This window comes from Streptomyces sp. NPDC050674, assembly GCF_040654575.1.
Lineage (GTDB): Bacteria > Actinomycetota > Actinomycetes > Streptomycetales > Streptomycetaceae > Streptomyces.
Genome location: NZ_JBFAIG010000028.1, coordinates 25,421 through 43,184 on the forward strand (window position 1 = coordinate 25,421; position 17,764 = coordinate 43,184).

The 17,764-nt window shown below is 73.3% G+C and carries 12 protein-coding genes; 10 read left to right on the forward strand and 2 right to left on the reverse strand.

The window, feature by feature from the left end; all coding sequences use genetic code 11:
• The first annotated feature begins 88 nt into the window (after positions 1-88).
• The 3 genes from AB0I06_RS32270 to fxsT all read left to right on the forward strand — a co-directional run bounded on the left by AB0I06_RS32270 (position 89) and on the right by fxsT (position 7,302).
• The gene (locus AB0I06_RS32270; RefSeq protein ID WP_363122404.1) at positions 89-1,639 is read left to right on the forward strand and encodes a hypothetical protein; all 1,551 of its coding nucleotides are present in this window, start codon (positions 89-91) and stop codon (positions 1,637-1,639) included.
• On the forward strand, positions 1,636-2,733 hold the full coding sequence (locus AB0I06_RS32275) for an AAA family ATPase (RefSeq protein WP_363122405.1): 1,098 nt from the start codon (positions 1,636-1,638) through the stop codon (positions 2,731-2,733). Before AB0I06_RS32270 ends, AB0I06_RS32275 begins: the two co-directional genes overlap by 4 nt.
• 120 nt (positions 2,734-2,853) lie before the next feature.
• Positions 2,854-7,302 carry an FxSxx-COOH system tetratricopeptide repeat protein gene (gene fxsT / locus AB0I06_RS32280; protein ID WP_363122406.1) on the forward strand — a complete coding sequence of 1,483 codons (4,449 nt, stop codon included), beginning with the start codon at positions 2,854-2,856 and terminating at the stop codon, positions 7,300-7,302.
• A 45-nt stretch (positions 7,303-7,347) separates the two neighbouring features.
• Here the strand turns inward: fxsT and AB0I06_RS32285 are convergent, their stop codons facing one another.
• Positions 7,348-8,676: a cation:proton antiporter gene (locus AB0I06_RS32285; protein ID WP_363122407.1), complete on the reverse strand. Its 1,329-nt coding sequence runs from the start codon at positions 8,674-8,676 to the stop codon at positions 7,348-7,350.
• 220 nt (positions 8,677-8,896) lie between these two features.
• Between AB0I06_RS32285 and AB0I06_RS32290 the strand changes: the two genes are divergently transcribed.
• The 7 genes from AB0I06_RS32290 to AB0I06_RS32320 all read left to right on the forward strand — a co-directional run bounded on the left by AB0I06_RS32290 (position 8,897) and on the right by AB0I06_RS32320 (position 17,200).
• Positions 8,897-9,994 carry a hypothetical protein gene (locus AB0I06_RS32290; RefSeq protein WP_363122408.1) on the forward strand — a complete coding sequence of 366 codons (1,098 nt, stop codon included), beginning with the start codon at positions 8,897-8,899 and terminating at the stop codon, positions 9,992-9,994.
• Positions 9,991-11,097: a caspase family protein gene (locus AB0I06_RS32295; protein ID WP_363122409.1), complete on the forward strand. Its 1,107-nt coding sequence runs from the start codon at positions 9,991-9,993 to the stop codon at positions 11,095-11,097. The genes AB0I06_RS32290 and AB0I06_RS32295 overlap by 4 nt, the downstream gene beginning before the upstream one ends.
• A 104-nt stretch (positions 11,098-11,201) precedes the next feature.
• Positions 11,202-11,429: a hypothetical protein gene (locus AB0I06_RS32300; protein ID WP_363122410.1), complete on the forward strand. Its 228-nt coding sequence runs from the start codon at positions 11,202-11,204 to the stop codon at positions 11,427-11,429.
• A gap of 85 nt (positions 11,430-11,514) precedes the next feature.
• Positions 11,515-13,215 (forward strand): HEXXH motif domain-containing protein, encoded by a 1,701-nt coding sequence (locus tag AB0I06_RS32305; protein WP_363122411.1) that lies wholly within the window; start codon positions 11,515-11,517, stop codon positions 13,213-13,215.
• Between the two features lie 100 nt (positions 13,216-13,315).
• On the forward strand, positions 13,316-14,539 hold the full coding sequence (locus tag AB0I06_RS32310) for an arginine deiminase (protein ID WP_363122412.1): 1,224 nt from the start codon (positions 13,316-13,318) through the stop codon (positions 14,537-14,539).
• Between the two features lie 112 nt (positions 14,540-14,651).
• On the forward strand, positions 14,652-15,659 hold the full coding sequence (gene argF, locus AB0I06_RS32315) for an ornithine carbamoyltransferase (RefSeq protein ID WP_363122413.1): 1,008 nt from the start codon (positions 14,652-14,654) through the stop codon (positions 15,657-15,659).
• 104 nt (positions 15,660-15,763) lie between these two features.
• A complete protein-coding gene (locus tag AB0I06_RS32320) occupies positions 15,764-17,200 on the forward strand; it encodes an amino acid permease (protein ID WP_363122414.1) in 1,437 nt (478 codons plus the stop codon).
• Here the strand turns inward: AB0I06_RS32320 and AB0I06_RS32325 are convergent.
• On the reverse strand, positions 17,157-17,612 hold the full coding sequence (locus AB0I06_RS32325) for an ATP-binding protein (RefSeq protein WP_363122415.1): 456 nt from the start codon (positions 17,610-17,612) through the stop codon (positions 17,157-17,159). The two genes, AB0I06_RS32320 and AB0I06_RS32325, sit on opposite strands and share 44 nt — an antisense overlap.
• Between the last annotated feature and the right edge of the window lie 152 nt (positions 17,613-17,764).

The window sequence follows — 17,764 nt, forward strand, 5'->3', positions numbered from 1 at the left end:
CGTTCCCATTCGTCCCTGGTTAACCGCTGGTTGCCGTGCTAACTTCGCTGGTCGGTCAGGCGGGTGTACCGGCTCAGGGGGAAAGTCGGTGGAGACACAGGCGGGGTTCGGCGAGCCCGAGGGCGGATCCGGGCGTGCGGACGGCTTACGGCTGCTGCTGGGGCTGACCAACGCCCTGTGCGGCCTCGGCTGCATGGAGGACGCCCAGGGGCGACTGCACTTCGGTGTCGTCCTCGGAGACCTGCTGGGGCGTCAGATCGACCTGCGTGGCGTCAAGTTGCGCGAGGACGTGGTGCTGCTGGTGCGCGCCGCGCTGAACCTGCCGGGCGGCGAGCGCGTACTGGTCGAGGTGGTGCGGATCCTCGAGGGCGACCTGGCGGGCGACGAGCTCGACCAGCTGCTCGCCCAGTGGCTCGCGCCCGCCCCGCCCCCCGCCCTGCACGGCCCCCTCACCCGTGACGACGAGACCGGCGCCCGCGCCCTCCTCGCCCAGGGCGACCTGCCCGCGGCCCGGCTGCGCGACGCCCTCGTCGAGGAACTCAACGGGCTCGACCTGCCCACCGGACTCACCCCGGAGCAGCTCCTCGCCCACGTCCTGGACTGGAACGTCCAGCCGGACGGGCTGCCCCCGGCCGTCCTCCTGGTCGACCACGCCGCCCGGCTCGCCGCCGGCCCCGCGCACCGCGCCGCCCTGGCCGGCTGGGCCGAGGACTGGGCCCGGCGCGCCGGTCTGACCGGGGCGATGGAGGAACGGCGGCGGGCGCGTGCCACGGTGACGAGCGATCCGGACATCCCGCGCTGCCTGGTCGTCGCCGTGGAGCCGGCCCGGGACGGCACCGGCGAGATCGTCGTCCGCCCCTGGCTCAACACCGTCCCCGGTCACTGGAACCCCCAGCCCGGCGAACCCGCCACGACCACGCTCGACGAACTCGGCACGGCCGTCCAGCGTGCCTTACGGCAGGGCGCCCGCCTCTGGTCGGCGCCCCGCGACGCCGACCCCCGTGGACGCCGGCAGCCGCCGCCGTATGTCGAGTTCGTCCTCCCGTACGACCTCCTCAACCACGATGTGGCGGGTCTGACCTTCCGGATCGGCGACGGTCAGCCGCTTCCGCTCAGTCTGAAGTACGGGGTGCATCTGCGCAGTCTCGAGCGGATGCGCACGGACGACGCCCTGGTACGGGACCAGTGGCGGGAACGCTGGCGAATCCTGCGCGAGGACGGCGTCCTGGTGCACGGGTGGCGCGAACCGGACGGCCGCCGGCTCGGCGCGTGGCAAACCGGCCTCGCCGGGGAACCACGGCATACGGCGGTGGTGCTCGACGCCCCGACCGACGTTCTGGCCCTGGAGGCCCTCAAGGCCGCCATAGCGGAAGGGATAGGGATCGCCGTCTGGGACCGCAGAGGCGTCTTCCGTGAAGAACGCCGCGAGGTGGTGACCGCCCTGTTCGCCGCGGCGCCCACCCCGGCGAGAATCCCGGTCGCCGTGCACCTGCTGCGCCGGAACGCCGAGAGCGAGGGCCGGGGCCCCGGAGAGCTCCTCGGCAGACATATCGGGTTTTTCTGGGACGATCCGACGCGTCCCGTCGACTTCCAGCCCACCGACCCAGGCGATCTCGCCAGCGAGGAGGCACCGGCATGAGCGCGCAGGAGCAGACGGCCCCGAACGGCTGGCGGATCTTCCACGGCACGGGCAGTGCCCCCGCCGAACCACCCGCCCTGCCCGCGCCGCCGCCCTGGCGCCGCTTCGGCGGCGGACCGTCCCGGCCCGTGCCGCCGGCCGACCCGCAGGCCGCGCTGCGCCGCATGGGCCCGGGCGACGTCACCCCGCAGCTGGGCGAGGAAGAGATCGACATCGTCAACGCGGCCCTGCTGCTGCGCCGGCCGCTGCTGATCACCGGCCCGCCCGGCGTCGGCAAGTCCACCCTCGCCTACCTCATCTCCCGTGAGCTGGGTCTGGGCCGGGTCCTGGAGTGGAACATCGTCAGCCGCACCACCCTGCGCGACGGCCTCTACGCCCACGACGCCATGGGCCGGGCCCAGGCCATCGCCGCCTGGCGGGCCGGGCTGCGGCACGCGACGGCCTGGGAGCCGGACCCGGACGATGCCGGTGCCGCCGCGGACGTCAACACGGCGCTTTCTCAAAAATCTCGTCAACTTCCCCCGCTTTTAGGGGACTTCATCACGCTGGGTCCCCTGGGGACCGCGCTGCTGCCCTACGATCGTCCCCGGGTGCTTCTCGTCGACGAGCTCGACAAGAGCGACATCGACCTGCCGAACGACTTGCTGCACGTCCTGGAGAACGGAAGCTATGACGTCCCCGAGCTGGTGCGCGACGCCGCGGACACCGCGAGCGTCCACACCAGTGACCCCGGAGGCCGGGCCGAGGTGGGCGACGGGCGGGTCGAGTGCCGGGAGTTCCCGGTCGTGGTGATCACCAGCAACGGGGAACGCGAATTCCCCGCGGCCTTCCGCCGGCGGTGTCTGCCACTGGAGATGCGCACCCCCACCCGGGAGCAGCTGCTGGCCATGGTCGAGGGGCACCTCGGAACCCGGCCCCCGGGCACGGAAAGCCTGGTCGACCTGTTCGTCCGGAGTGTCCGGTCCGGTGGCACCCACTCCCTGGACCAGCTACTCAGCGCTGTCCATATGACTACCACGGGTGGTTTCCAGGCGGACGGGGACGGGCGTAAGCTCGTGGAAATGCTCCTGCGCGACCTCGCGAAGGGCCGCTGAATGAAGGGTTATCCCAGGGAGCACGCATCCGGGCTCGGCGACGGATTTCCCGTTTCGGGGTCGTCGCCCCCGTCGGCGTTCCCCGAGTCCGCCGACCAGGCGGCAGAGCACGGAGCGACGGTGCCGGACACCCCCGAGGCGCCCGCCCCGCGCTGGCAGGACATCGCCGACGCGGTCTGGCTCGCCGCGTACTGGAACCGCCACGGCGGCCCCGCCCCCTCCGCCCCGGGTCTCGTGCCGGACCGGGAGGCGGCATCCCGCGCCCAGCCCCCCGTGCCTGAAGGGGACGCGGAGGACCCGGACCGGGCGAAGGCGCCGGACTCGCCCCCGGCCGCCGGGCGTGACCCCGCCGCTACGCCTCCCGACGCCGCACACCCGCCGCAGCCGCCCGCCGTCCCCTCCACCCCGGCTGCTCCGGACGGTCCCGGAGAGCGCCCGTGGGCCGCCGGATGGGCCCCTCCCGCGGAACCGGTGGGCGCGGCCCGTCTGTTACCGGACGCCGAGGGCCGCTTCACCCTGCGCCTCGGACAGCCCCTGCTGCCCGCCGAGGACCACTCCGGGCAGGCCCCGGGCCGCACCACCGCCCTGTTCGCCCGCGCGCTGCACCGGCTGGCCCGGCGCGTGCCCACCCGCGAGGCGCTGGAACTCGACGAGGAGACCACCGCCGAACAGGGGGTCGTGGACGGCCTGTGGATGCCGTTCCTCAGGCCGGCCCGGACGGCCGCCTTCGACCTGGTCGTGCTCGTCGACGACGCCCCGACCCTGCGCATCTGGGACGAGTCCACCGCCCGCCTCACCCGGGCCGCCGAGCACAGCGGCGCCTTCCGGGCCGTCCGGACGGTCCGGGTGCGGCTGCCGCGCACCGGGACCGCCACCCTGCGCTGGACCACTGGCCGGGTCGCCGCCGACCCGGCCGAACTGCTCGACGGACGCGGCGACCGCGTGTTCCTCGTCGTCACCGACGGGCTCGCCCACGGCTGGGCCGCGCCCGCCGCCGACGACCTGCTCGGCCGGCTCGCGCACGCCGGTCCCACCGCCCTGGTCCACCTGCTGCCCCCGCACCTGCGGCACCGCACCTCGCTCTACCCCCACCCGGCCGTTCTGGAAGCGGGCGGATTCGGTGTCGCCAACGACGGACTCGAGCACTGGGCGCCGCCCGGCGGGCCCGACCCGCTGCGGCCGCTGCCCGACGCGGGTGACGGTTCCGTGCCCGTGCCGGTGCTCTCCCTGAAGCCCGGCTCGCTCTCCGCCTGGGCCGATCTCGTCACCGGGGAGCGCGGGATGCGCCGCGCCCTGCCGGTCGTGCTGGCCGGCACCCTCACCAAGGGTTCGCCCGCGCCCGGACTGCGTGCCCCGCGCTTCCCGCGCGCCGCCAAGGCCGCCGTGCGCCGCTTCTTCACCCTCGCCACCCCGGCCGCACGGCGACTGGCCACCCAACTCGCCGCCATTCCCTTCGAGTTCGACCTCGTGGAGCAGTTGCGGCGGCGCACCATGCCGGAGACCGGCCCTGACCACCTCGCCGAGATCCTGATGGGCGGGCTGATCGACTGGGACGGCGACGGCGAGGGGCGCCCCGAGTTCGCCGACGGGGTGCGTGAGGAACTGCTCGCCACCACCACCCGCAGCCAACTCGCGCACACCGTCAGCGTGGTGGGCGAACTGCCCGCCGCCGGCGCCCGGGGGGTCGCGCTGCGCGCCGCACTGCGCGACCCGATGGGCACGACGCTGCCCGACGCGGCCGAGCGGGGCTGGGTGCGCAGCGAGCTGGCCGTGATGCGGGCGCTCTCGGGACCGTACTCCGAGCGGGCCCGCCGCATCGAGCCCGGACCGGCCCGGGCCCGCGGACCCGGTGCCACCGAACGAGTGAGTCCGGGAATGTCCGAGCCTGCACTCTCTGAGGTGAACCGAGCGGATCATGGGGGATTGTCCGACGGATCGGGAAGTCTGCCACCGTCGAACACCCCCAACGAACCTGGAGAACCTCCCGTGCCACCCCTGGTATCCGACGTCACCTCACAAGAACCTCCGGAGGCTGAGCCCCCCATGCCGAGCACCATGACGACCTCGTCAGCGCCCGCCCTCCTGGTGAACGTTCCGCTGCGGAACACCTCGTTCGTCGGCCGGCAGGCGCTGCTGAGTGCCGTCGAGGAGCAGCTCGGGGCGCAGGACACCGCGGCGGTGCTGCCCAACGCCCTGCACGGACTCGGCGGCGTCGGCAAGTCGCAGCTGGCACTGGAGTACGTCTACACCCACCAGCACGACTACCGGGTGATCTGCTGGATCCCCGCCGAGCGCGAAAGCCTCATCCTCGCCGCGCTGGCCCAGCTGGCGGCACAGCTGGGCGTCGCCCCCACCGGCCAGGACGTCGGAGCGCCCGCCGCCAACACCGCCGTGCCGGCCGTACTGGAGGCCCTGCGCAGCGGGTCGCCCTACGACAACTGGCTGCTGGTCTTCGACAACGCCGAAGACGTCGAGGCGGTGCGTCAGTTCTTCCCGACCAACGGCCCGGGCAAGGTCATCGTCACGTCCCGGAACCGCGCGTGGGAGAGGGTGGCCACCTCGTTGCCCGTCAACGTGTTCGAGCGCGAGGAATCGGTCGAACTGCTCCAGAAGCGGTCGCCCGACCTGTCCACCGAGGACGCCGACCGGCTCGCGGAGGCGCTTGGCGACCTGCCGCTGGCGGTCGAGCAGGCCGGAGCCTGGCGGGCGGTCACCGGCATGCAGGTCGACGAGTACCTGGACCTGCTGGCACAGCGCAGCCCAGAGATCCTCGAACTCGACCCGGCCCCCGACTACCCGGTCTCCGTCGCGGCCGCCTGGGACATCTCGCTGGAGCGGATCAAGGAGAACAACCCGGGCGCGCGGCAGCTGCTCGACATCTGCGCCAGCATGGCGCCCGAGCCCATTCCCCGGTCGATGCTGCGCGGCAGCCGCGGCGTCAATGTGACGCCCGAGGTCGACCCCCTGCTGCGCGAGTCGATCAAACTGAACCGCGCCGTCCGCGACCTCAGCCAGTTCTCCCTGGTCAAGGTCGACCCCCGCTCCGACACCCTCCAGATGCACCGTCTGCTCCAGACCGTGCTCCTGGCCAAACTGAGCGCCGAGGAGCGGGAGCGGATGCGGGACGCCGCCCACCAGCTCCTGTCCGCCGCCAAGCCGGGCCCCTACGGCTCGTCGCTCGAATGGCGCGCCTACCAGGCGCTGTTGCCGCACGTGCTCACCTCCCAGGCCGTGACCAGCACCGACACCTATGTGCGGGAGCTGGTCTTCGACACCGTCTGGTTCCTCTACTACTGGGGCGACCACGTGGGCGCCGCCGACTTCGCCCGCCAGGCCTGGAGCGCCTGGATCGCGGCGTCGGGCGAGGAGGACGTCCACGTCCTGCGGATGATGAAGAGCCTCGGTTTCCTGCTGCGGCAGATCGGCCAGGTCCCCGAGTCCATTCCGCTCACCGAGAAGGCGCTGGAGATCTCCCGCAGGACGGACATCGACCCGGAGAACCTCATCGACTCGCTCTGCGAGATGGCCGACGCCCGCGGCTACCAGGGCCGGTTCGAGGAAGCCCGGGCCCTGACGCAGGAGGCCACCGAGCTGGCCCGGTCCCTGTTCGGACCGGACGACCCGATGACCCTGCGCGCCACCCACGCCTGGGGCGTGGCCCTGCGGCTGTGCGGCCGGTTCAAGGAGGCGCTGCCGCTCGACCAGGAGAACGCCCAGCAGCGTGAACTGCTGTTCGGCCCGGCCAGTTTCTTCACCCTCAACACCCTCAACGCGCTCTCCATCGACATGCGCGAGAGCGGGGACTACCCCGGCGCCCGCGACTTCCAGGAGGACGCCTACCGCAGGGCGCGCAGCGAACTCGGCGAGGAGCACCCGCTGACCCTGCGCGTCGCCAGAAACCTCGCGGTGTGCCGGCGCCGTGACGGGGCGCACGCGGAGGCGGCCAAACTCGCGGAGGAGACGCTGCGCCGCTTCATCGCCCGCTACGGCCCGGACCACTTCGACGCCATGTCGTCGGCCACCAACGTCTCCGTCGACCAGCGGCTCGCCGGTGACCTCGAGGGCTCCCGCCAGCTGGCGGAGGTGACGCTGCGGCGCTTCGAGCAGCGCCTCGGCGCGAACCACGCGTACACCTTGCTGACCAAGGCCAACCTGGCCGCGACCCTGCGCGCGCAGGGGGCCCTGGAGCAGGCCCAGGAGCTGGAGGACGACGCCGCGAGCCGGCTGGCGGACGGGGTGGGTGCCCAGCACGTCACCACCCTGACGGTGGCCGTCGGGCAGGCCAACACGGCCTATGCGCGCGTCGATTTCGAACGGGCGCACGAGATCGATCAGGCCAATCTGGAGCTGCTCACCGAGATCGCCGGCGAGGAGCATCCGCTGACGCTCGCCTGCATGGCCAACCTCGGACTCGACCTGCGGGGCCTGGGGCGCGGGGCGGAGGCCGACGAGCTCCAGCGCCGGGCGACGGACGGGTTCGCCCGGGTGGTGCGCGCCGATCACCCGTGGCTGCTCGCGGCCCGTCAGCGCCGTCGGATCGAGTGCGACATGGCGCCGATGCCGCTGTAGCGGGCGACCCCGGCCGGGGTGGCGCTCGGGCCACCCCGGGGCCGGTCAGCCCGCGTCCACCACCGGCGTGCTGGACGCGCCGTCGGCCGGGCGCGGGTCGTGCGCGGGGATCACCCCCGGGCGTCCCGGGGCGCGGGTCGGCTCGTGGTCCGACAGGCGGCGCACCAGGTCCAGCAGGGGCTGGGTGAGCAGCGTCGTGGCCAGGGCCATGAAGACCAGCACGGTGTAGAGCGGCCTGCTCACCAGCCCCGCCTGGAAACCGGCGTTGAGCGCGATCAGCTCCGTCAGGCCGCGGGCGCTCAGCAGGACTCCCACGGTGCGCGCGTCGTCGCGGTCCAGTCCGCCCAGCCGGGCCGCCACCGCGCCGCTGCCGACCTTCGTGACCACCGCGAGCGCCGTCACCACCAACAGGGTGAGCCACCCGGTGGTGTTCATGTTGTTCAGCGTGACGGACTGCCCGGAGAAGACGAAGAAGTACGGCACCAGCAGCGAGCTCACGACGTGCAGCGGCCGCAGCAGGTCCGGGTCGAGGGTCCCGTCGTCCTCGCGCGGGCAGACGATCCCGGCGAGCAGCGCACCGCAGATGGCGTGCAGCCCGAGGAACTGGGTGACGGATGCCGACGCGCAGGCGAAGCCGATGAGCAGCGCCAGCCGCAGGGACGGCTCCATACGGGTGCGCCACAGCAGCCTGCGCAGCGCCGGCCGGGCCACCAGCAGCATCAGCACGGCGAACCCGGCCGCGATCAGCGCCCGCCCCCGCCAGTCCAGCGCGTGATCCCCGCTGTCACCGTCCAGCATCGTCCCGGCCAGCACCGTCCAGCCGATCACATCGAGCAGTCCGGCCGCGGACACCGCGAGGATCCCCGGCACCGTGTCGGCGAGGTCGTTCTCCCGCACGATGGCCGTCAGCACGGGTACGGCCGTTATGGACAGGGCGACCCCGGCGAACAGCACCATGCCGACCGTCAGCCCGGGCATGTCCAGCTCGCGCAACTGCTCCCGGAACAGCAGCGCACAGCCACTGCCCACCACCATCGGCACCACGAACGACGCCAGCGCCACCGTCACCACCGTGCGCGCCCGGTCGCCGAGGATCTTCAGGTCCAGCTCGTACCCGACCGCGAAGAGGAAGACCACCAGGGCGAACTGCGCGAGCCCGGTCAGCGCGGTGCCGATCTCCCGGGGGAACAGCACGGTGTAGGCATCCGGTGCCGCACTGCCGAGCAGCGAGGGGCCGAGGGCGATGCCGGCCGCCAGCTGGCCGACGATGTACGGCTGCCTCAGCCGCTGGGCCAGCCAGCCGGCGCCGTGGCCGACCGCCAGGATCAGGGCGGAGGCGAACAGGAAATGCGTGACCACCGTTTCAGGGCTCACCGTGTCCCCCCGTGTCCAGTCGCCGAGGCCCGCACCGCGGCCGTGGACGCGTCGCCACACCTCTGATCGACCCCAACCTCCCTATGATAGAGCTAACTTGACGGCGTATCGGCAGTCGTACACAACACTGCACCGGTGTCACGGGGGGCACATGGCGACGGTCGTATTCATCCATGGGACAGGGGTGCGCGAACCAGGCTTCTCGAAGCTTGCGGGGCGCGTGGCGGCCGGACTGACCGCCCTGCGCGAGGGGCTTCGCATCGTGCCGTACTACTGGGGCGACACGCACGGCGCCACGCTCGCGGCGGGCGGCGCCAGTCTTCCCGCCGCGCCGGGCGGCACGTCCCGGGGCCCGGCCGGACCGGACCCCGAGGAGGAGACGGCCGCCCGCTGGGCCGCCCTCTACGCCGACCCGTACGCGGAGCTCGCCCTCGCCGCCGCCGGCGCCACGCAGGGCGCGGAGCGGCCCCCCGGCACCCTGCCGCCGGACCAGGCGATACGCGCACGGCTGGCCGCACTCGCGGCCCAGGGGGACGAAGCAGCCGAGGAGTTGGGGCCCGGCCTCGGCCACGCCGCCACCGACCTCGCCGCCCATCACCTGCTCGGGCCCGCCGCGGAGGCTCTCACCCCCGACGACCTCGCTCACCTCGCCGCCCGCAGCCTCACCGCCCGGGTCATAGCGGACGCCCTGGACCGCGACGCCCCCCTGGTGCCGACCGGCGACAGCCGTGACGCCGTCGCCGAGCGGCTGGCCGTGGCACTCGGCGCGGCGCCCCGGGGCACGGAACGCGGGGTGCGCTCGCTGATGCTGCGGACGGCGGGCTCGATGGCATCCCGTGCCGTCCTGCGCCGCCGGCGCGCCCTCACCGAGGCCGCCCACCCGGCCGCCGCCGACATCCTGCGCTACCTCAGCCGGGGCGAGGCGGTCCGCACCGACCTGCGCGAGCTGGTCGCGGGCCTGGAACCGCCCGTCACCCTCGTCGGCCACAGTCTGGGCGGCATCATCGCCCTGGACACCCTGATCACCACCCCGCTGCCCCAGGTCCGGCTCCTGGTGACAGCGGGCTCCCAGGGCCCCTTCCTCTACGAGTCCGGATCCCTGCCCTCCCTCGAACACCCCGCGCCGCTCCCGCCGCACCTGCCCGACTGGCTGAACCTTTACGACCCCCGCGACCTGCTCTCCTACCTCGGCGCGGGTCTTTTCCCCGGCCGCGTCACGGACGTCCGGGTCGACAGCCGTCAGCCCTTCCCCGCCTCCCACAGCGCCTACTGGACCAACCCCGAGGTCTACCGGCACATCGTGGACCGGCTGCCGTGAACCCCGCCCGCGTGCACGCGCTGATCGTCGGCATCGAGCGCTACGACGCAGGACCCGGCTGGGACCTGCCGGGCCCGGCCCGCGACGCGGTCGCCTTCCGCCGGCTGCTGCGCGAGGCCGGGGTGCCTGAGGAACAACTGCGGCTGCATCTTGCTCCCTTGGCGACCCACGCCCCCGGGGTGGCCCACGAGCCCGCCGACCACGCCACCCTGCGCCGCGTCCTGGTCCGGGAACTGCCCCGGGAGCGGGGTGACGTCCTGTGGGTCTGGTGGGGCGGGCACGGGGTGCTCGACCGGGCCGGGCACCTGCGGCTGTTCTGCTCCGATGCCAGCACCGCCGACAAGCTGGGCATCGACCTCGACAGCGCGCTCGACCGGTACGCCGGGGACGCCGTACCGGCCTTCGGGGAGCAGCTGTGGATCGTGGACGCCTGCGAGACGTTCGAGGAAGACCTCGCCTTCCGGGAGCAACTGCCCCCGGACGCCCTGCCGGTGGGGCGGCGCAACCACGCCCATCGGCAGACGCTGTTGCAGGCCGCCGGGCGCGGGCGGGCCGCTGCCAACGACCCCGAGCGCGGGACGGGCCTGTTCTCCGAGATCCTGCTCGCGCTGCTGGCCGACCGGGCCGCCGTCCTGCCCGCACCGCCCGATCCGGAGGGACTGTTTCCGGCCGTACGGGCACGTATCGCGGCCCTCAGGGAAGCGGGACGTACTCTGCAGTATCCGGAGATTCGGCTGCGGAGCCCGGAGCGCACCGAGATCATGGCACCGGCGGAGCAGGGCGCCGAGGGCCGGCCGGCCTCACCGCTCCAGCGGGCCGTGACCGCGCTCCTCGCCTATCCGCTGATGCGGGACCCCGCCGAACGGCAGGCGCTCGTCAGCTCGTTGGACCCGCGCGTCACGGGCACACTCGCCCGCCACAGCAAGGCACGCACCGATATCGTCAGCATCCTCAACGGGATGGCCCGGAAGGGGCCGGAGGCGCTGTGGGAGCTGTTCGACGCCGTGGTCGCGCTGGACGACGCACCCGATCTCCAGGCCGAACTGGGCGCGGCACTGACCGAGTTCACGGCCTCGACGCGACGCCCGGGCGATCGGAAATGATCGGGTGGCGTGATCGTACGGTTTTCGACCCGGGCCGGAATGGCCATGATGGAAAAGGACGGGCACGGGGCATCGCGTGCCACCGTGCGAGAAGGGGGAGCATCTTGGACCAGCAGCCCGCTCTGTGCCACGCCGAAGTCGCCGTCCGCGAGCCGGCCGCGGCTGCTGCTACCGCCGTCTGGGAGTCGGATCTCGCCGATCTGACGGAGCTGCCCCTGACCGCGGTGGACGCTCTCGCCCCTCTGCGGCCCTCCGCCCGTCTGCTCGGCGAGGTCCTGCGGGCCCGCGGCAGCATCAGAGGGGGCAGCGAGGGGAGCGCCCGGGCCGAATAGGTCTGCAGACCCCCGGCAGGCGGCCCGCCCGTGGCCTCGACGCTGTGCCGGGGCCCACGCCCGCACCCGCGACCGGAGGTCCCGCATGCCCAGCGAGCCGCGCCACCCCCCGTTCCGCATGCCCGAGCGGATCCTGGCGGAACTGGCGGCGGGGGGCGGCTCCGCGGAGGCCGTCGCCTTCCTCGTGCGCGCGGAGCGGGCCAGGCGGCTGCTGCTCCTGCGGACCCTGCTGGACCGGCTCGGCGCCCTGAGCACCCCGCTGAGCTCCGCCGCCGAGGCCTGGGGCGTCCTCAAGGAGGCCGCCGCTGCGGCGCCCGGACCGGTCGACCGGCTGCTGCTCGCACCGGCGACCGGGGGGTGGATCGCCCACCTCCTGCGCCGGCTGCACGGCACCGCGTCGGGCCCACCGCTGTGGGCCGAGGCCGGGCATCTGTGCGCCCTGGCCGTCGCGGCGTCCCTGCGCGCCGGCACACGGGCGGACCTCCGGGTGGCCCTCACCGACGGCGCGCTGCCGCTGCCCGGACTGGGACTGGCCCGGCTCCCCGGGGCGAAGGAGGGGCCGACGATCGGCCGGGCCCGTACGAACGGGGGCGAGCTGACGCTGTCCGGCCCGGGCCGCGACGGCACCCCCCTGTCATCGACGGTCCGCCCGGCGACGCGGCCGCTGCCCGCGCCGGCGGCCGACACCCCCGCCTGGCTGCCCCTGCGTATCCTCACCCACCGCACCCCCGGCGGCCCGGTCGGCATCCCCCTCGAAGACCTCGACCCCTACCGCGACTTGGACGACCCCCTCCCGCCGGCCCGGCTCGACCCCGACGAGGCCGCGGCCTGGCAGCGGCTCTTCGAGGAGGCCGCGGCCCTCCTCGCCACACCGGGCGGCGACGGACCGGGCCGGTTCGACCCCCGTGACATCCGGGCCGTGGTGCCCTGGGGGCGCACCGCCTCGCTGCCGCCCGCCCCGCCCACCGTGTCGGTGTCGGCCACCAGCGGAGACTCCTTCGGGGCCATGGTGATCGCCCGCCCGTCCTGCGGTACGGCGCTCGCCGAGACCCTGGTCCACGAGTTCCAGCACAGCAAGCTGGCCGCCCTGCTGCACCTCTTCCCGTTGCTCGACGACGACCGGGAGGAGCGCTACTACGCCCCCTGGCGACCGGATCCGCGCCACCTCACCGGTCTGCTGCACGGGGCCTACGCGTTCACCGGTGTCGCCGGGTTCTGGCGGGACCGGCTGGCCGTGGCGCGCGACGCCCGGGCGGCCGACACGGCCGGGTACCACTTCGCGCTGCGCCGGCTGCAGAGCCGGCTCGTGGTGCGCACGCTGCTGACGGAGGGCCGTCTCACCCCGCAGGGCCGGGTCCTGGTGACGGGACTGGCCCGCACGCTCGACGGCTGGCTGCGCGAGCCGGTCCCGTACGCCGCCCTCACCCGGGCCCGCACCGCCGCCGCGCTCCACCGCACCGAATGGCGCCTGCGCAACGTCGTGCCCGCCCGGGCCACCGGGCCCGCGGACCTCCGCTTCCGCCCGGGCCGCACCTCCTGGCCGGACCAGCGCACCCATGCCTTCGCCACCCGTCCGGCCGCCCCCCGCACCGCCGACGAACACCTCGCCGCCGGGGATGCGTCCACCGCGCTCGCCCGGTACACCGATCTCCTGGCCGACGCCCCGGCCGAACCGCACGCGCTCGCGGGCTGGATCGTGGCCCGGACGATCCTCGAACCGGGACGGGCCGCCCGCCGGACGCTGGCCCGGCCGGAGGAGCTGCTGGAGCCGTCGCCCCGGGTGTGACCCCGCCCTGCCGCGTCCGTCGTCGGTGTGACGAGAACCGGCGTTCACGGAAACCGCCGAGAAGCGCGTCAACCCCGGCCCCGGCGGTCAGGATGAAGGCATGGCATACCACGTCCACTCCGAGGCCGGGCGGCTGCGCCGCGTCATCCTGCACCGGCCCGACCTCGAGCTCAAAAGGCTCACCCCGAGCAACAAGACCTCACTCCTCTTCGACGACGTGCTGTGGGTGCGCAGGGCCCGCGCCGAGCACGACGGGTTCGCCGACGTGCTGCGCGACCGGGGCGTCGCCGTCCACCTCTTCGGCGACCTGCTGGCCGAGACGCTCGAGGTTCCGGCGGCCAGATCCCTCGTCCTGGAGCGGGTCTTCGACGAGAAGGAGTACGGCCCGCTGGCCACCGACCCGCTCAGAGCGGCCTTCGAGAACCTGCCCCCGCGGGAGCTGGCCGAGGTCCTGATCGGCGGCATGACCAAACGCGAGTTCCTCGACGTGCACCCGGAGCCGACCTCGGTCCGCTTCCACGTCATGGAACTGGACGACTTCCTGCTGGGCCCGCTGCCCAACCACCTCTTCACCCGGGACACCTCCGCCTGGATCTACGACGGCGTCTCCATCAACGCGATGCGCTGGCCCGCCCGGCAGCGCGAGACCGTGCACTTCGAGGCGATCTACCGGCACCACCCGCTGTTCCGGGACGAGGCGTTCCACGTGTGGTCGGAGGGGCAGGCCGACTATCCGTCCACCATCGAGGGCGGCGACGTGCTGGTCATCGGCAACGGGGCGGTGCTCATCGGCATGAGCGAGCGCACCACCGCGCAGGCCGTCGAGATGCTCGCGCACAAGCTGTTCGCCGCCGGGTCCGCCGAGACGATCGTGGCCCTCGACATGCCCAAGCGGCGTGCCTTCATGCACCTGGACACCGTGATGACGATGGTCGACGGCGACACCTTCACCCAGTACGCGGGCCTCGGCATGCTCCGCTCGTACACCATCGAGCCGGGCGTCGGGGAGAAGGAACTGAAGGTCACCGACCACCCGCCGGAGCACATGCACCGCGCGATCGCCGCCGCGCTGGGCCTCAACGAGATCCGCGTGCTGACCGCCACCCAGGACGTGCACGCGGCCGAGCGCGAGCAGTGGGACGACGGCTGCAACGTGCTGGCCGTCGAACCCGGGGTCGTGGTCGCCTACGAGCGGAACGCCACCACCAACACGCACCTGCGCAAGCAGGGCATCGAGGTGATAGAGATCCCCGGCAGCGAGCTGGGCCGGGGCAGGGGCGGACCGCGGTGCATGAGCTGCCCGGTGGAGCGGGACCCCGTGTAGGGGCCGGGGAGGAGGCGGGGAAGGGGTCCGCGGCCGCCGCTCTCCGTATAGGCATGCTGAAGTTCGTATAGTATTCCAGACGTCTGTGTCCCCGCACTCCTGGAGCGCCCCCATGGCGACTGTCCCGACCGCCCTCGCCGGCCGCCACCTCCTCAAGGAGCTGGACCTCACCGCGGAGGAGTTCCGCGCCCTGGTCGAGCTGGCCGCCGAGCTGAAGGCCGCCAAGAAGGCCGGGGCCGAGACCCAGTACCTGCGGGGCCGGAACATCGCGCTGATCTTCGAGAAGACGTCCACCCGCACCCGCTGCGCGTTCGAGGTCGCGGCCGCCGACCAGGGCGCCTCGACCACCTACCTCGACCCCTCCGGCTCCCAGATCGGGCACAAGGAGTCGGTCAAGGACACCGCGCGGGTGCTGGGCCGGATGTACGACGCGATCGAGTACCGGGGCGACAGTCAGCGGAAGGTCGAGGAGATGGCGGCGCACGCCGGTGTCCCCGTCTACAACGGGCTCACCGACGACTGGCACCCCACCCAGATGCTCGCCGACGTGCTGACCATGACCGAGCACTGCGCCAAGCCCTTGCACGAGGTCGCTTTCGCCTACCTCGGCGACGCCCGCTTCAACATGGGCAACTCCTACCTGGTCACCGGCGCCCTGCTCGGCATGGACGTCCGGCTGGTCGCCCCGAAGGAGTACTGGCCGGCCGAGGAGGTCGTCGAGCGGGCCCGGGCCCTCGCCGAGAGCAGCGGCGCCCGCGTCACGCTCACCGAGACCGTGGAGGAGGGCGTCCGGGGCGCCGACTTCGTCGCCACGGACGTCTGGGTCTCCATGGGCGAGCCGAAGGAGGTCTGGGCGGAGCGCATCACCGCCCTCGCCCCCTACGCCGTGACCATGGACGTGCTGCGCGCCACCGGCAACCCGGACGTGAGGTTCCTGCACTGCCTGCCCGCCTTCCACGACCTCGGCACCAAGGTCGGCCGGGAGATCCACGCCGCGCACGGCCTGGAGTACCTGGAGGTCTCCGACGAGGTCTTCGAGTCGGCCCACTCGGTCGTCTTCGACGAGGCGGAGAACCGGATGCACACCATCAAGGCGGTCTTGGTGGCGACCCTCGCCTGAACAGGCCTTATGCTGACCGGCGGCCCGGAACCACCCCTTCTTCGCGGCCGCCGCGCGACGGACCCGTCGCACTCCCCGCACCACCAGAAACGAGCACCACCCGCATGCCCGCTCCCCGGATCAAGTCCCCCGCCCTTCTCGTGGCGGAATCGGGCGCCGACCGTGAAGGCCACGGCCTGAAGCGCACGATGGGCCTTTTCCAGCTCATCTGCTTCGGTGTCGGCGCCATCGTCGGCACCGGCATCTTCGTCGGCCTGTCCGACTCGGTCGCCCAGGCCGGCCCGGCCGTCGTCGTCTCCTTCCTCCTCGCCGCGATCACCTGCGTCTTCACCGCGTTCGCCTTCGCCGAGCTGGGCGGCGCGATCCCGGTCTCCGGCTCCTCGTACTCCTTCGCCTACGCCGGTCTCGGCGAGGGCACGGCCTTCCTCGTCGGCTGGTGCCTGCTGCTGGAGTACGGCGTGTCGGTGTCCGCGGTGGCGGTCGGCTGGAGCCAGTACGTCAACGAGCTCCTCGACAGCGTCATCGGCCTGCACCTGCCCGCGGCCCTGTCGGCCGGCCCGGGCGACGGCGGGGTGGTGAACCTCCCGGCCGTGATCGTCATCGCCCTGGCCGCCGTCCTGCTGGTCCGCGGGGTGCGCGAGAGCGCCCGGGCCACGGCCGCGATGGCCGTGCTGAAGCTCGCCGTCCTGGTCGCGTTCCTGGCGATCGGCTTCACCGCCTTCGAGGACGGCAACCTCACGCCGTTCTCGCCGACCGGCCTCGCCGGCATCGGCGCGGGCACCACCGCCGCGTTCTTCTCGTACATCGGCTTCGACGCGATCACCACCGCCGGTGAGGAGGCGAAGAACCCCCGCCGGGACATCCCGGTCGCGATCCTCGTCTGCATCGGCCTGGTCACGCTGCTCTACTGCGCCGTCGCGCTCGCCGCGATCGGTGCCATCGGCGGCGACGCGGTCGGCGGCCGTCCGGCGGCCCTCTCCTACGTCGTCGACCAGGTCACCGGCTCCGGCGTCGGCGGCGGGGTGATCGCCTTCGGCGCGGTCGTCGCCATCGCCTCGGTCGTGCTCGCCGTGATGTACGGCCAGACCCGGATCCTGATGTCCATGTCCCGCGACGGACTCGTCCCGCGCGTCTTCGAGAAGGTGTCGCCGAGGACGTCCACGCCGGTCGCCGGCACGCTGATCGTGGCGGTCGTCTTCGCGATCCCCGCGGCCTTCGCCCCGCTGGACGCGGTGGTCAACCTGTGCACCATCGGCACCCTCGCCACCATGGCCGTCGTCAACATCGCGGTCATCGCGCTGCGCCGCCGCGAGCCCGGCCTCTCCCGCAGCTTCCGGGTGCCGCTGTACCCCGTCACCCCGCTGCTCGGCGTCGGTTTCTGCCTGTACCTGATGTACGAGACGGGCGCGACGACCTGGATCCAGTTCGCGGGCTTCCTGGCGGTCGGGGTCGCCCTGTACCTGCTCTACGGGCGGCGCAACTCCCGGCTCGCCCGGGTCACGCCGACGGACGCCGCTGAGCCGGTACCGCAGACAGTCTGAACCAGACGGCCTTGCCGGACTCGGTCGGGCGGTGCCCGCAGGAGGAGCTCAGGGCGCGGATCAGCAGCAGCCCGCGCCCGTGCTCCTGCCAGGGGTCGGGCGGGCCGCCGGCCGGACGCGTGAGGTCGCCGGGCGGGGCCGGGTCGGTGTCGTGCACCTCGACCTGGCAGCCCGACGGCATCAGCTCCACGACCAGCTCTATCGGCGTCTCGCCCGTGGTGTGCTCCACGGCGTTGGCCACCAGCTCCGCGGTGAGCAGCTCCGCGGTGTCGCAGTCCGCCGTGTGCTCCAGCTCGGCCAGCGCCGTACGGACCAGGGCGCGTGCCACGGGCACCGCCGCTGTGGTGTGCGGCAGCGCGATGCGCCAGGAGGCGGGGGCTGAGGGGAGTTCGTACACGGCGGGTCCGTTCATGGAGCAGGACGTCCTGCTTTCAACCTTGTGAATGGTACGGCGCCGCTCTCCGCACGCGTTCGAGGGGCACCGCCGGAGGCGCCTTTGCCTCCTTGCCGACGGCTTACCCAGGTGAACGCGGCGCCGCGCACAGCTGCTCCCGCCGTTACGCC